The following is a 13582-nucleotide window of genomic DNA, read 5'->3' as shown; positions in this document are numbered from 1 at the left end:
CATGCCGAGGATCGTCGACCCACAGCGGTTCACCGCGCGCCAGACCGCGATCCTCGCTGCGGCCTACCGCTGTTTCGCGGCCGAGGGATATGAGACCACGTCGACGGCGGACATCTGCCGGGCGGCGGACATCTCCTCGGGGACCCTGTTCCACTACTTCCCCACCAAGCTCGACATCCTGGTCACCCTGTTGCGGGTGAGCGCCGCCTGGACCGAGGAGCAACTCCACCTCGCCGCACGGGCCGGGCCTGGGCGACCCGCCTTGGCCACCTACCTCGGCACACTCGACCGCCAGCGGGCTGCCGACCAGACGGCCGGTTTCGCTCGCGCGGTCCAGGGCATGGCGCACGTCCACGACGTGGCGGCCGTCCTCGACGTCGAGCGGGACATGGTCGACCGCTTCCTGCTCGACCACATCACCGAGGCGGTTCGCACCACCGCAGCCCGCTCCGACGCCACACCGGAGCAACTCGTCCGATGGGTGCGCTGGCTCATCGACGGCAGTGCTCTCCACGAGACGTCGGCGTCGCGCGAAACCGGTGTCAGTGTCGCCGTCCGGTCGTTGCTCCTCCTCGGATGACGGCTCAGGCCAGCGGGGTCGTCAGGCCGACGGAGCAGGTCGATCGGGGTCCTGGTCCCAGAGCGGCATCCCGAACTCGTTGACCGGGACGGCGGACTGCGCCGGGTCCGGAAGCCGCTCCCCCGTCGGGCAGGTCATGAAGTGATCGTGCCCGGAGGAACGGTCGAAGGTGTGCTCGGCGAGCGGATGGCCACAGACCGTGCACTGGCGGTCTTCGGTGTCCGACGTCTTCGTCTGCTCGTTCATGCGGGTCATGCTACGCCGACCGTCGGCGTCGACCACCCCGTTGCGCACGGGGCGCCGACCTGCTTCCGCCCCGAGCGCGACCCGTCAGACCTCTCCGAAGCCGGATTCGATGAGCGACGCCAGTGCCCCGATGGCATCCTCCGCATCCGGACCGTCCGCCTGCAGCTCCACGACCGCCCCTTTGACGAGGCCCAGTGACATGATCCCGAGCAGGCTCTTGGCGTCCTTCCCGTTCACGACCACCTTGGCCGCGAACGTGCTCGCCAGCTTCACGAACTCCGCAGCGGGTCGAGCGTGGAGCCCGTCCTTGTTCCGCAGGGTCACGGAGGCTGCGGCGTGGGGCGCCGTCGGGTCGTCGGACCCACCCGCCCGAGTCGCCTCGTCGGCGCCGTGCCGGGCAGGGTCACCGCCGGCTGCCGACCGCGCGGCGTCCACGACCTCGTCGAGCGTCGCGCCGGTCTGCGCGGCCACGGCTGCGGCGACCCCGCCTTCGACGAGCGGGGCGTCGACGATGCGTACCCGGCCTCGGACGTCGTCGTCGAGGAAGTCGAGTGCCGTCTCAGCGGTCAGGATCGCCGACCCCAGATCGCACAGCACCACCACCCCGGCCCCGGAGTCCACGGCTGCGATCCCGGCGGAGACCAGCTCGAAGCTCGTGCCGATCCCTCCGTCATCGGTACCACCGGCCGCGGCGAGGGCCGCGTCGGGCGCCATCTGCCGGGCCAGGGCGATGAGCCCCTCCGCGATCAGCGCGCTGTGCGAGACGAAGACGAGGCCGACGGCTCCCCCGCTCATGCAGCGCCCTCCTCAGCGGCCGCCGCCGCAGCTTGCAGGAGATAGGAGGTGGACTGCGCCCCAGGGTCGCGATGCCCGACGGCCCGTTCACCGAGGTAGCTGGCGCGACCCTTGCGGGCGACGAGCGGCTCGGTCGCCGCGGCGCCACCCCACGCGGCGTCTGCAGCGGCTGCCAGCACCCGTGCCGGCGACTCCCCCGCTGCCGCCGCAGCGGATGCAGCGTCGACGGCGGGCGTCCACGCGTCGACCATGGTCTTGTCGCCGACCTCGGCCTTGCCACGGAGCACGATCCCGTCGCGCGCCGCCGTCAGCAGGGCGACGACGCCATCGGCGTCGAGATCCTCCTGACCGGCCACGGCGATCGACGCCTTGAGCAGCGCGGTGCCGTACAACGGGCCGCTCGCTCCTCCGACGGTCGAGATGAGCGTCGTCGCGGCGAGCTTGAGGATGTCGGCGGGTGTCGCATCGTCAGGCTGCTCGTCGAGCTTCGGCAGGATCGCGGAGAACCCGCGGTCCAGGTTCTCGCCGTGGTCGCCGTCCCCGATGTCACGGTCGAGCCTGATCAGCTCCACGCGATGTTCCGCGACGACCGCCGCACTCCCCCGCATCCAGGCGATCGCCCAGGCTCCGTCCAACCCCATCCGTCTACCGTCCCCACCGGAGCGCCGCGGTCTGCACCGGGGCGTCCCACAATTCGATCAGTTCGTCGTCGAGTTTCAGGAGGGTGATCGACACACCCTGCATCTCGAGGCTGGTCGTGTAGTTCCCCACGAGCGACCGTGCCACCTCGATCCCGCGCTCCGCGAGCGCCTCGGCCACACGGCGGAAGACGATGAGCAACTCGACCTGCGGCGTCCCGCCCATCCCGTTCACCAGGACGAGGGCACGCTCGTCGGGTGCGTACGGAAGGTCCTCGAGGATGGCGGCGAGCAGCCGGTCGACGATCCGGTCGGCGGGCTCCAGGGGGATGCGTTCACGGCCGGGCTCACCGTGGATACCGATCCCGATCTCGATCTCGTCGTCGGCCAGGGTGAAACTCGGCTCGCCCGCGTGCGGGACGACGCACGGGGTGAGTGCCACGCCCATCGTGCGGGTGCGCTCGTTGACCTTCGTCGCGAGGTCGGCGACCTCGTCGAGGCCACCCCCGGCCTCGGCACGTGCGCCGGCGAGCTTCTCCACGAGGACGGTGCCGGCGACACCCCGACGCCCCGCCGTGTAGAGCGAATCCTTCACCGCGACGTCGTCGTCGACGATGACCGAGCGCACTTCGATGCCCTCGGCCAGCGCGAGATCGGCCGCGGTCTCGAAGTTGAGTACGTCGCCCGTGTAGTTCTTGACGATGTGCAGGACGCCGGCACCACCGTCGACGGCCTTCGTGGCGGCGAGGATGGGGTCCGGAGTCGGTGAGGTGAACACCGGGCCGGGTACGGCCGCGTCGAGCATGCCGAATCCGACGAACCCTCCGTGGAGCGGCTCGTGCCCGCTTCCGCCGCCGCTCACGATCCCCACCTTCCCTGCGACCGGCGCGTCCGCTCGGGCGATGAACACCGGGTCGAGCGACACGGTGACGAGGTCGGGGTGCGCGGCGCCGAATCCGGCCACCGCCTCGACGACGACGTCCTTGGGATCATTGATGAGCTTCTTCATTGAATCCTCCTGCAAGATCGGTTCGGGTCCGCCGACCGGGTACGCCGGCATCGGGTCTCAACCTACGCGCTGTGGCCCACCGCCGGTAGGGCCGGAGGACCCGGCCACCGCGCGGATCAGCGCGAGCCGAGCGCGCGGGTGGCGTCCACCCAGGCGTCGAGTGTCGCGGTCGCCGCACCCGAGTCGATGACGGCCGCGGCGGACACGAGCGCTGCGGCGAACCGCTCGAGGATCGGCCGCTGGGCCTGCGACGGATCCTCCGACAATTCGAACGCCACGATCCCGGCCGCCGCGTTCAGCAGGACGATGTCGCGGACTGGACCCTCCTCGCCGGCGAGCGTGGCGCGCACGACACCGGCATTGTGTTGGGCGTCACCGCCGATGAGATCGTCGATCGACGCACGTCGGATGCCGAGTTCCCGGGGATCCAGGTCGTGCTCGGTGACGGCTCCGCGGGTGATCTCCCAGAGGTGGCTGTGTCCAGTCGTCGTCAATTCGTCGAGTCCGTCGTCGCCCCGGAAGACGAGGGCGGTCGCCCCACGCGTCTGGAACACGCCCACGAACAGCGGGATGCGGTCGGCGTGCGCGACGCCGACCGCCGACGCCTCCGGGCGGGCCGGGTTGACGAGCGGACCGAGGAAGTTGAAGACCGTCGGCACGCCGAGCTCCGCGCGGACCGCTCCAGCGTGGCCGAAACCGGGGTGGAACGCCGCCGCGTACGCGAAGGTGATGCCCGTCGACGCCAACACCTCCCCCACCAGGTCCGTCGGCAGGGCGAGGTCGACGCCGAGCGCCGAGAGCACGTCACTCGATCCCGAGGCGGAGCTCGCCGCGCGATTGCCGTGCTTGATGACGGGGATGCCCGTCGCCGCCGCGACGATGGACGCGGTCGTCGAGATGTTGACGGTGCCGAAGCGGTCGCCGCCGGTGCCGACGATGTCGAGGGCCCGGGAGGGGGCGACGAGCGGCTTCGCGTGGTCGAGGATCGCATCGCGGAACCCGACGATCTCGTCGACCGTCTCCCCCTTGCGGCGCAACGCGATCAGGAAGCCGGCCAGCTGGGCGTCCGTCACCTGGCCGGTCATGATCCGTTCCATCGCCCACGTCGACTCCGACACACTGAGATCGGTTCCGGCGAGCAGGTCGCCGATGAGCGTCGGCCAGGTCGTGAGAGGCATGTCGACGATCTTACAAGCGCGACTCGCCGACGCCTCGAGCGGCCGGAGAAGGCGAAGATCACATGAATCCCGCAGCAGAACCGAAGATCCCGGTCAGGAAATAAGGCTAGCCTTACTGATCCGAGCGTGCTCGCCGCCGCCGAAATGCGAAAAACCGCTCCGGCTTTCGGCCATAATGGAGGGGTGACGAGCACCTCAATCAACCTTGCGCCGAGCGCGCCCCGGATCAACCGACCGAACACGGTCGCGGTTGGAACGATCGTCTGGCTGGGCAGCGAGGTCATGTTCTTCGCCGGCCTCTTCGCGATCTACTTCACGCTGCGATCGATGGCTCCCGAACTGTGGGCGGCCGAGGCCGGTCGCCTGAACGTCCCGTACTCGACGATCAACACGATCATCCTCGTGTCCTCGTCGTTCACGTGCCAGTTCGGCGTCTTCGCAGCGGAGCGCATGCAGCCCCGCATGACCGGCTGGAGCCCGCGCAAGTGGGGCATGGTCGAGTGGTTCTTCCTCACCTACGCCCTGGGTGCCGTGTTCGTCGCCGGGCAGATCCTCGAGTACGCGACGCTCGTCAGCGAGGGCATCTCCCTCAGCTCGAACGCGTACGGCTCGGCGTTCTACCTCACGACCGGCTTCCACGGCCTGCACGTGACCGGCGGCCTCATCGCCTTCCTCCTCGTGATCGGCCGTGCCTACGCCGTCAAACGATTCGGCCACAAGGAGGCGACGAGCGCCATCGTCGTCTCGTACTACTGGCACTTCGTCGACGTCGTGTGGATCGGCCTCTACTTCGTCATCTACATCCTGCGCTGACCCGGAATGACTGCCTCCATGAAGACTGACCCCACCCAGACGACGACCACCAAGGCGTCCAAGAAGGCCGCCCGTGCCACGCGCAAGAGCGGCCGCCGCAGCCCGTTCGCCTCGGCGGCACTGCTCGCGATCGGCCTCCTCGTGACCGGAGGCGCCTACGCAGCCGTCAGCGTCAGCACGGCCAGCGCCGAGCCCGTCGCCGCCGCCAAGTCGCAGGCCTCCGTCGACGAGGGCGAGAAGCTCTTCTCCGCGAACTGCGCCACCTGCCACGGCCTCGACATGCAGGGCACGACCGCCGGACCGAGCCTCCTCGGCGTCGGTGCCGCCGCCGTCGACTTCCAGGTCGGCACCGGCCGGATGCCGCTGCAGAACCAGGGCCCGCAGGCCCCGGAGAAGCCCGTGCAGTTCACCGAGGAGCAGATCTCCTCCCTCGCGGCCTACGTCGCCTCGGTCGCCCCCGGCCCGGAGATCCCCGAGGAGCAGTACCTCGACGGCGAGGGCGACGCCTCCAACGGCGCCCAGCTGTTCCGCATCAACTGCGCGATGTGCCACAACGTCGCAGCCGCCGGTGGCGCCCTGACCGAGGGCAAGTACGCTCCCTCGCTCGTCGGCGTCAGCGCCGCCCACATCTACGAGGCCATGATCACCGGCCCGCAGAACATGCCCGTCTTCAACGACATGAACCTCTCCCCCGAGGACAAGCGCGACATCATCACCGCGCTCAAGTTCATGGAGAAGAACCCGTCACCGGGCGGCAACGACCTCGGCTCGCTCGGCCCCGTCTCCGAGGGCCTGTTCCTCTGGATCTTCGGCCTCGGCTCGATCGTGGCCCTCACCGTCTGGATCACCGCGAAGTCGAACTGACCGACGCGGATCGACAACACGTAAGAAGGAGCACCATGGCTCACGACAACTCGAGCGGCTCGGGTCACCCAGCCGCCGACTCGTCTGCCGATCCGTCCGCCCACGGGCAGGAGCTGCAGGTCGCGACCGGTACCGGGGTCATCTCCCGCGATGCCGTCGTCGACCCCGGCCTGCCTCCGCACCGGAAGCGCGTCACGGACCTCGACCCCAAGAAGGACAAGCGGGCCGAGCGCGCCGTCTACACCCTCTTCTACCTGTCGATCGCCGGCAGCGTCTGGGCGGTCGCCGCCTACATGGCGTTCCCGATCGAGCCCGAGGACATCGCCTCGGTCCGTCTGAACAACCTGTTCATCGGTCTCGGCATGGCGTTGGCCCTGCTCGCGATCGGTATCGGTGCCGTGCACTGGGGCAAGGCCCTCATGCACGACGAGGAAGGCATCGACTACCGTCACAAGGTCGGCGGCAACCAGGTCAGCCGCGATCGCGCGGTGGAGATCATGCACCAGGCGAACGTCGAATCCGGCATCGGTCGACGCGCGCTCATCCGCAACAGCCTCATCGGTGCCCTCATCGTCTTCCCGCTCCCGGGCATCGCGCTGTTCCGCGGTCTCGCGCCCTACGACGAAGACCCCGTCGAGCTCATGCAGCACACGATGTGGAAGGAAGGCACGCGCCTCGCCCGTGACCCTTCCGGTACGCCCATCAAGGCGTCCGACGTGACGCTCGGCAGCGCGTTCCACGTGATCCCCGAGAACCTCCACGAGGCCGACCACGTCCTCAACGAGAAGGCGAAGGCGATCGTGCTGCTCATGCGGCTCAAGCCCGAAGACCTCGTCGAGGAGGAGTCCAAGAAGGACTGGTCCTACGACGGCATCGTCGCCTACTCCAAGGTGTGCACGCACGTCGGTTGCCCTGTCGCGCTCTACGAGCAGCAGACGCACCACCTCCTCTGCCCCTGCCACCAGTCGCAGTTCGACGTCACGAACCACTGCGCGGTCATCTTCGGACCGGCCGCCCGGCCGCTTCCGCAGCTGCCGATCACCGTCGACGACGAGGGCTACCTCGTCGCGCGGAGCGACTTCCACGAACCTGTCGGCCCGAGCTTCTGGGAGCGTCATTGAGCACCTCGACCGCAACACGCGCCCCTGAGCAGGCCAAGGCCGCTCCGGCGAAGAGCTCCGGTGGATTCACCGGCGCTGCAGCGAACTACCTCGAAGAGCGGACGTCCATCTCGGTCGCCGTCAAGGAGTTCGGCCGCAAGATCTTCCCCGACCACTGGTCGTTCCTCCTCGGCGAGGTCGCGCTCTACAGCTTCGTCATCATCCTGCTGTCGGGCTCCTTCCTCACCTTCTTCTTCCAGGCATCGATGGCGGAGGTCCACTACGACGGGTCCTTCGTCCCGCTGAAGAACATCGAGATGTCCGTCGCCATGGCGTCGACGCTCGACATCTCCTTCGACATCCGCGGCGGCCTCCTGATGCGTCAGGTGCACCACTGGGCTGCCCTGCTGTTCGTGGCGTCCATCGGCCTGCACATGCTGCGCATCTTCTTCACCGGTGCATTCCGCAAGCCGCGTGAGCTGAACTGGGTGATCGGTTTCGTCCTGTTCATCCTGGCCATGGCCGAGGGCTTCACCGGATACTCGCTGCCCGACGACCTGCTCTCCGGTAACGGTCTGCGGATCATCGACGGCATGGTCAAGGGTCTGCCCATCATCGGTACGTGGACGACCTTCCTGCTGTTCGGTGGAGAGTTCCCGGGCACCGACATCGTCGGCCGCCTCTACACGCTCCACATCCTGCTCCTGCCGGCGCTGGTGCTGCTCTTCATCGCCCTGCACCTGGTGTTCGTCGTCGTGCACAAGCACACGCAGTTCCCGGGCGCCGGTCGCACCGAGCAGAACGTGGTCGGATTCCCCGTCCTCCCCGTCTACGCGGCGAAGGCCGGTGGCTTCTTCTTCATCGTCTTCGGTGTCGTGATGCTCATCGCCTCGCTGTTCACGATCAACCCGATCTGGAACTACGGACCGTACGACCCCTCCCCGGTCTCGGCAGGTACGCAGCCTGACTGGTACATCGGGTTCGCCGACGGTGCGCTCCGGCTGGTTCCGCCACACCTCGAGTTCGTCCTCTGGGATCACACGTTCTCGTTCAACATCATCCTTCCCGTCCTCGTCCTGGGTCTGTTCATCGTCACGGTGTTCATCTACCCGTTCGTCGAGGCGTGGATCACGGGTGACAAGCGCGAGCACCACATCCTCGACCGTCCGCGCAACGCGCCGACCCGCACCGCGATCGGTGCTGCCGGTGTCACGTTCTACGCCGCCCTCTGGGCTGCTGCGAGCTCGGACATCATCGCCACCCACTTCAAGGTGACGATGGAGGGCGTGATCCACACGCTGCAGGCGATCCTCATCCTCGGACCGTTCATCGCCTACTTCATCGCGAAGCGCACCTGCCTGGCGCTGCAGAAGAAGGATCGCGAGATCCTCCTTCACGGCTACGAGACCGGGCGCATCGTCCGCCTCCCCGGTGGCGAGTTCATCGAGGTCCACGAGCCCGTCGACGAGTACGAGCGCTGGCGCCTCGCGAGCTACGACGACCACAAGCCGTTGATGATCCGTCCGAACGCCAAGGGCAAGATCACCGGTGTCCAGAAGGCTCGCGCCGCGATGTCCCGCTGGTTCTTCGAGGATCGGATCGCTCCCGTCACGAACACGGAGATCGAACGTTCCCACGGCGACCACCACTAGGCGGATCCCACTGGAAAGCCCCGCAGTCCTCACGGACTGCGGGGCTTTCGTCGTTCTCCGGCGGGGATCGTGGAACTGTGCTGCGACACGACGCGGCGACAATGGAGGTCCGTGCCGTCCCGCTCCCCCGCTCTCCGGGCGCGGAAGGCCGCTGCGGGCGGTATGAGCACGTCGACAAGCTTCGGAGACCTGTGATCGCTCACCGCGGTCCAGCGCCCTTCCTGCGCGACCGCAGACGATGTGAGCCTGTCGACCGGCTCCGGGTCCGACGTTCCCGTCCCAGGGTGATCGGGACCGTAGAGAGGAGACACCGGACGACGCCTGCCCTTCGACGGGCTCAGGACCGAGGGACGGCCTACGCCAGGTCTGTTCGCGCGCACGCTGAGTCCGCTGAGGGCGGCGTGTGCCTCTCGACAGCTTCAGGGACCGACGGGCGCTCGCCCGGTCTACAAGGCGTGAGGAGGTGTCACCTGAATACGGCTGCCACCGTGAAGTCTCGACGAAGCGAAGGGTGACGCTCATGACCTTCAGGGGCGGTCCCCGCACCTTGCCAGCTGCTTGTTCTCCACGTCTAGGCGCGCACAAGAACACGAAAGAGCCCCCGAGCGGTGGCTCGGGGGCTCTTCGATGACAGCTTGGGGGTCAGCCCAGCGGGAGGATCTTCTTGTAGAACTCCGCCGTCACGTTGTAGCCGAGACGACGGTAGAAGTCGCCGGCTCGAGAGGTGGACATCGTCAGCTGGCGCGCACCGCGCTCGACGGCATAGTGCTCGTTCGCCTCGACGAGGGCCGATCCGATGCCGGCGCCGCGGGCGGTCTCGTCGACGACGAGCTCCTGCAGGTGGGCGGTCAGGCCTGCCGCGTGCAGCAGCCGCGACACCGTCATCAGGGTGTATCCGACAACGCGGTTCGCCTCGTCGACCGCGACGTACAGCACGTTGGTCTCGTCTTCACGAGGGCGCATGACGTTGTTGTACGCGGCTATGAAGTCGTCCGCCGCAGGCGGGATGGACCCGGTGATCAGCTGGCCGGCCAGCGCGAAGACGGCTGAACGGTCGTCGGGCTGACCGCGACGGATGCTGAACGAGGCGACCATCAGCGTGCGAAGTATCCGCGGTAGTACTCGTAGTTCCAACCGACGACCGCGATGACGACCAGCGGGATGCCGATGATCGCGATCCAGAACCCGACCGCCAGACCGAGTACGAGCAGACCACACGCACCGGCGAGGATGATGGGCCACCAGCTCCACGGGCTGAAGTGCCCGATCTCCGGGTCGCCGTCGTCGATGTTCGCCGTCAGCGTGTCCTCGGGGAGCTCGGCGCCCTGGCTCTTGTGCACCCGGCTGAGATAGAAGCCGAGGAAGGCGCTCAGGATCGCGGCGAGAGCCAGGGTGACCGTGCCGACCCATTCGACCCGGCCGTGCAGCGGGTCGACGAGCGACCACACCGTGTAGACCCCACAGAGGAGGGCGCAGAACACCGTCAGGATCGTGAAGAGGATGATATTGGCGCGCATGGCGGCTACTTCACCTTTCCGGCGTCGATGTCGAGCGTGGGTGCGTCAGGTGCGTCCTTCGCGGGACCGACGCCGACCGGGATACCGACCTCGGGGTGGTGGAGGTCGAAGGCCGGGCGCTCCGAGCGGATGCGCGGAATGGAAACGAAGTTGTGACGCGGCGGGGGCGAGCTGGTCGCCCACTCGAGCGATCCACCGTACCCCCACGGGTCGTCCTCGGTGACTCGAGGAGCCTTCCGGATCGTGATGTACACGTTCAGGAAGAAGGGCAGCAGCGAGATGGCGAGGATGAACGAGCCCACGGTCGACAGCTGGTTCATCCAGGTGAAGCCGTCCTCAGGCGAGTACGTCGCGTAGCGGCGCGGGAACCCGATGACGCCCAGCCAGTGCTGGATGAGGAACGTCGTGTGGAAGCCGATGAAGAGCAGCCAGAAGTGCCAGTAGCCGAGCTTCTCGTTGAGCATCTTGCCCGTCCACTTCGGCCACCAGAAGTAGAAGCCGGCGAACATGGCGAACACGACCGTGCCGAACACGACGTAGTGGAAGTGCGCCACGACGAAGTAGGAGTCGGAGACGTGGAAGTCGAGCGGCGGCGAAGCGAGGATGACACCGGTGAGTCCACCGAAGACGAAGGTGATCAGGAAGCCGATCGACCAGAGCATCGGGGTCTCGAAGGTCACCGAACCGCGCCACATCGTGCCCAGCCAGTTGAAGATCTTCACGCCGGTCGGAACCGCGATGAGCATCGTCATGAGGGCGAAGAACGGCAGGAGCACCGATCCGGTGACGTACATGTGGTGTGCCCACACCGTCACGGAGAGGGCCGCGATCGCGATGGTCGCGTAGATCAGGGTCTTGTAGCCGAAGATCGGCTTGCGGCTGAACACCGGGAAGATCTCGGAGACGATGCCGAAGAACGGCAGCGCGATGATGTAGACCTCGGGGTGCCCGAAGAACCAGAACAGGTGCTGCCACAGGATGACGCCGCCGTTGGCCGCGTCGTAGATGTGGGCGTCGAACACGCGGTCCGCGGCAAGGCCGAAGAGGGCCGCTGCGAGCACCGGGAACGCCATCAGAACGAGGATGGACGTCACGAGGACGTTCCACGTGAAGATCGGCATGCGGAACATCGTCATGCCGGGGGCGCGCATCGTGATGATCGTGGTGATGAAGTTGACGCCACCGAGGATGGTGCCGAAGCCGCTGAGCGCCAGTCCGAGGACCCAGAGATTGCCTCCGAGCCCTGGCGAGAACGTCGTACTCGACAGTGGCGCATAGGCGAACCAGCCGAAGGCGGCTGCACCCTGCGGGGTGAGGAAGCCACCGACGGCAATGAGGCTACCGAAGGCGTAGAGCCAGAACGCGAAGGCGTTCAGTCGCGGGAAGGCGACGTCCGGTGCGCCGATCTGCAGCGGCATGAGCGCGTTCGCGAACCCTGCGAAGAGCGGCGTCGCGAACATGAGGAGCATGATCGTGCCGTGCATCGTGAAGAGCTGGTTGTACTGCTCCTTGGTCTCCACGATCGTGCCACCGGGCTCGAAGAGCTGGGCGCGGATGATGAGCGCCATCACGCCGCCGAGGCAGAAGAAGATGAACGAGGCGATCAGGTACATGTACCCGATGGTCTTGTGGTCGGTGGAGGTGATCCACTTGACCAGGATGTTGCCCTTGCGCTCGACCGAGGTGCGTCCGACGACGCTCGCCTGGCCTGCGGGAAGCGTGGTGGAGGTCATTCCCCGTCTCCGTGCTCTTCGAGACCTGCCGGCGCCTTGGTGCCGGGGAGGTTGCTGTTGCGGTCGTATGCCGTGCCGTAGTCGCCGATGTTGCCCGACTCGGCCAGGTCTTCGAGGTGCTTGTCGTACTCGGCCTGCGAGACGACCTTCACGTTGAAGAGCATGAGCGAGTGGTACTCGCCACAGAGCTCGGCGCACTTGCCGGCGTACGTGCCCTCGCGCTCAGGGGTGAAGGACATGTAGTTCGTCTTGCCCGGGATCATGTCCTTCTTGTAGAGGAAGTCGATGACCCAGAAGGAGTGGATGACGTCGCGCGACTGCAGCGCGATCTTCACCGTCTTGCCGACGGGCAGGTACAGCGTCGGGAGTGCGTCCTGGTCGATGACGCCACCGGGCTTCTCATCGGCCTGCACGCCTGCGGTCCAGACGTCCTGGCCGTCGACGGCCTCGTCGTACACGAAGTCCCACGCCCACTGCTTGGCGAAGACCTCGATGGCCACGTCGGGATCCTCGTACTGGGTCTCGATCGCGTTCTGGTCGCGCGCCGTGAAGGCGAAGAAGCCGAGCACCAGGATGAGCGGGACGATCGTGTAGAAGATCTCGATCGGCATGTTGTACCGCAGCTGGACCGGGAGACCGGTCTGCCCCTTGCGGCGTCGGTACACGATGACGGCCCAGATGATGAGCCCCCACGTGATGACGCCGACTGCGAGCAGCACCAGCCATGCCGTCACCCACAGGCCCGCGATGCGGTCCGTGTGGTTCGTGACGGGAGATTCGCCCTCGACGAATCCCGGCAGGTAACCATGCAGTTCCGCCTGCGTACAACCCGCCAGGACTATGGCGAGTGTGGCTGCGACCGGAATGGCAGCCCATCTGAGACGACGAGTCGAGCGCACCTCTGAAACCTTTCGAATACACACCTGTGGATCGCCCCCCAGTCTAGTGGGGATGGGCGGTGAACGCCGGACCATTCGCGTCCGCGGTGCGGGATCGTGACCGGAATGACGAAGGGGAAACCACCCGGGACCGGGCAATTTCCCCTTCAGGAAGAATCTGGCTCAGTGGAAGCTGTCGCCGCAGGCGCAGCTGCCCTCGGCGTTGGGGTTGTCGATGGTGAACCCCTGCTTCTGGATGGTGTCCTCGAAGTCGATCTTGGCGCCGTCGAGGTAGGGGACGCTCATCTTGTCGACGATGACCTCGACGCCGTCGAAGTCGACCGTGGCGTCGCCGTCGAGCATGCGCTCGTCGAAGTACAGCTGGTAGATGAGGCCCGAGCATCCACCCGGCTGCACGGCCACGCGGAGACGGAGGTCGTCGCGACCCTCCTGCTCGAGGAGGCTCTTGACCTTCTGCGCCGCCGTGTCGGACAGGCCGACGCCGTGAGCCGCGTCGATCTTGGTCTCGGTCAGGATGGTGTCGCTCATGATGCTCCTCGCGAGGTCTGGCGGCGCCGG

The 13582-nt window shown here is 67.1% G+C and carries 15 protein-coding genes; 5 read left to right on the top strand and 10 right to left on the bottom strand.

Going from position 1 to position 13582, the window contains the following annotated elements:
* Positions 1-580 (top strand): TetR/AcrR family transcriptional regulator (locus RWN05_RS13120; protein ID WP_071260255.1); only part of this gene is annotated, 580 nt, incomplete at its 5' end.
* Positions 581-601: 21 nt separating this feature from the next.
* Here RWN05_RS13120 and RWN05_RS13115 read toward each other — a convergent pair.
* The 5 genes from RWN05_RS13115 to trpD all read right to left on the bottom strand — a co-directional run bounded on the left by RWN05_RS13115 (position 602) and on the right by trpD (position 4446).
* The gene (locus tag RWN05_RS13115) at positions 602-826 is read right to left on the bottom strand and encodes a hypothetical protein (protein ID WP_133059937.1); all 225 of its coding nucleotides are present in this window, start codon (positions 824-826) and stop codon (positions 602-604) included.
* A gap of 84 nt (positions 827-910) precedes the next feature.
* A complete protein-coding gene (gene dhaM / locus RWN05_RS13110) occupies positions 911-1621 on the bottom strand; it encodes a dihydroxyacetone kinase phosphoryl donor subunit DhaM (RefSeq protein WP_079002550.1) in 711 nt (236 codons plus the stop codon).
* Positions 1618-2262: a dihydroxyacetone kinase subunit DhaL gene (gene dhaL, locus RWN05_RS13105; protein ID WP_314139802.1), complete on the bottom strand. Its 645-nt coding sequence runs from the start codon at positions 2260-2262 to the stop codon at positions 1618-1620. Before dhaL ends, dhaM begins: the two co-directional genes overlap by 4 nt.
* Before the next feature lie 4 nt (positions 2263-2266).
* The gene (gene dhaK, locus RWN05_RS13100) at positions 2267-3268 is read right to left on the bottom strand and encodes a dihydroxyacetone kinase subunit DhaK (protein ID WP_079003935.1); all 1002 of its coding nucleotides are present in this window, start codon (positions 3266-3268) and stop codon (positions 2267-2269) included.
* A 116-nt stretch (positions 3269-3384) separates the two neighbouring features.
* Positions 3385-4446, bottom strand: a complete 1062-nt coding sequence (gene trpD, locus RWN05_RS13095; protein ID WP_079002552.1) for an anthranilate phosphoribosyltransferase — start codon at positions 4444-4446, stop codon at positions 3385-3387.
* A 144-nt stretch (positions 4447-4590) separates the two neighbouring features.
* On the opposite strand from trpD, the gene RWN05_RS13090 reads away from it, so the two are divergent.
* Genes RWN05_RS13090 through RWN05_RS13075 form a run of 4 tightly spaced genes read left to right on the top strand, consistent with a single transcriptional unit; the run spans position 4591 to position 8875 of the window.
* Positions 4591-5259: a heme-copper oxidase subunit III gene (locus tag RWN05_RS13090; RefSeq protein WP_079003936.1), complete on the top strand. Its 669-nt coding sequence runs from the start codon at positions 4591-4593 to the stop codon at positions 5257-5259.
* A gap of 18 nt (positions 5260-5277) precedes the next feature.
* On the top strand, positions 5278-6123 hold the full coding sequence (locus RWN05_RS13085) for a cytochrome c (RefSeq protein WP_064296976.1): 846 nt from the start codon (positions 5278-5280) through the stop codon (positions 6121-6123).
* Positions 6124-6158: 35 nt separating this feature from the next.
* Complete coding sequence (locus RWN05_RS13080; RefSeq protein ID WP_079002553.1) at positions 6159-7244, top strand: ubiquinol-cytochrome c reductase iron-sulfur subunit; 1086 nt, start codon at positions 6159-6161, stop codon at positions 7242-7244.
* Positions 7241-8875 carry a ubiquinol-cytochrome c reductase cytochrome b subunit gene (locus tag RWN05_RS13075; protein ID WP_064296978.1) on the top strand — a complete coding sequence of 545 codons (1635 nt, stop codon included), beginning with the start codon at positions 7241-7243 and terminating at the stop codon, positions 8873-8875. The genes RWN05_RS13080 and RWN05_RS13075 overlap by 4 nt, the downstream gene beginning before the upstream one ends.
* 642 nt (positions 8876-9517) lie before the next feature.
* Here the strand turns inward: RWN05_RS13075 and RWN05_RS13070 are convergent.
* The 5 genes from RWN05_RS13070 to erpA all read right to left on the bottom strand — a co-directional run bounded on the left by RWN05_RS13070 (position 9518) and on the right by erpA (position 13552).
* Positions 9518-9970 carry a GNAT family N-acetyltransferase gene (locus RWN05_RS13070; protein WP_079002554.1) on the bottom strand — a complete coding sequence of 151 codons (453 nt, stop codon included), beginning with the start codon at positions 9968-9970 and terminating at the stop codon, positions 9518-9520.
* Complete coding sequence (locus tag RWN05_RS13065) at positions 9970-10392, bottom strand: cytochrome c oxidase subunit 4 (RefSeq protein WP_079002555.1); 423 nt, start codon at positions 10390-10392, stop codon at positions 9970-9972. Before RWN05_RS13065 ends, RWN05_RS13070 begins: the two co-directional genes overlap by 1 nt.
* A gap of 5 nt (positions 10393-10397) precedes the next feature.
* On the bottom strand, positions 10398-12125 hold the full coding sequence (gene ctaD, locus RWN05_RS13060; RefSeq protein ID WP_064296981.1) for a cytochrome c oxidase subunit I: 1728 nt from the start codon (positions 12123-12125) through the stop codon (positions 10398-10400).
* Positions 12122-13024, bottom strand: coding sequence for a cytochrome c oxidase subunit II (gene coxB / locus RWN05_RS13055; protein WP_064296982.1), 903 nt, complete (start codon positions 13022-13024; stop codon positions 12122-12124). The genes ctaD and coxB overlap by 4 nt, the downstream gene beginning before the upstream one ends.
* Positions 13025-13186: 162 nt before the next feature.
* Positions 13187-13552 (bottom strand): iron-sulfur cluster insertion protein ErpA, encoded by a 366-nt coding sequence (gene erpA, locus RWN05_RS13050; protein ID WP_064296983.1) that lies wholly within the window; start codon positions 13550-13552, stop codon positions 13187-13189.
* Between the last annotated feature and the right edge of the window lie 30 nt (positions 13553-13582).

This window comes from uncultured Plantibacter sp. (genome assembly GCF_963518075.1).
GTDB classification, from domain to species: domain Bacteria; phylum Actinomycetota; class Actinomycetes; order Actinomycetales; family Microbacteriaceae; genus Plantibacter; species Plantibacter flavus_A.
Note: the sequence above shows the minus strand (reverse complement) of the source record. Positions and strands in the feature narration are given on the sequence as shown.

Excerpts from the sequence above, each read along its gene's own strand:
- RWN05_RS13065 (WP_079002555.1), bottom strand. The coding sequence starts at position 10,392 with ATGCGCGCCAATATCATCCTCTTCACGATCCTGACGGTGTTCTGCGCC.
- trpD (WP_079002552.1), bottom strand. The coding sequence starts at position 4,446 with ATGCCTCTCACGACCTGGCCGACGCTCATCGGCGACCTGCTCGCCGGA.
- dhaM (WP_079002550.1), bottom strand. The coding sequence starts at position 1,621 with ATGAGCGGGGGAGCCGTCGGCCTCGTCTTCGTCTCGCACAGCGCGCTG.
- ctaD (WP_064296981.1), bottom strand. The coding sequence starts at position 12,125 with ATGACCTCCACCACGCTTCCCGCAGGCCAGGCGAGCGTCGTCGGACGC.
- RWN05_RS13115 (WP_133059937.1), bottom strand. The coding sequence starts at position 826 with ATGAACGAGCAGACGAAGACGTCGGACACCGAAGACCGCCAGTGCACG.
- erpA (WP_064296983.1), bottom strand. The coding sequence starts at position 13,552 with ATGAGCGACACCATCCTGACCGAGACCAAGATCGACGCGGCTCACGGC.
- RWN05_RS13085 (WP_064296976.1), top strand. The coding sequence starts at position 5,278 with ATGAAGACTGACCCCACCCAGACGACGACCACCAAGGCGTCCAAGAAG.
- RWN05_RS13090 (WP_079003936.1), top strand. The coding sequence starts at position 4,591 with ATGCGAAAAACCGCTCCGGCTTTCGGCCATAATGGAGGGGTGACGAGC.
- RWN05_RS13080 (WP_079002553.1), top strand. The coding sequence starts at position 6,159 with ATGGCTCACGACAACTCGAGCGGCTCGGGTCACCCAGCCGCCGACTCG.
- dhaK (WP_079003935.1), bottom strand. The coding sequence starts at position 3,268 with ATGAAGAAGCTCATCAATGATCCCAAGGACGTCGTCGTCGAGGCGGTG.
- dhaL (WP_314139802.1), bottom strand. The coding sequence starts at position 2,262 with ATGGGGTTGGACGGAGCCTGGGCGATCGCCTGGATGCGGGGGAGTGCG.
- RWN05_RS13070 (WP_079002554.1), bottom strand. The coding sequence starts at position 9,970 with ATGGTCGCCTCGTTCAGCATCCGTCGCGGTCAGCCCGACGACCGTTCA.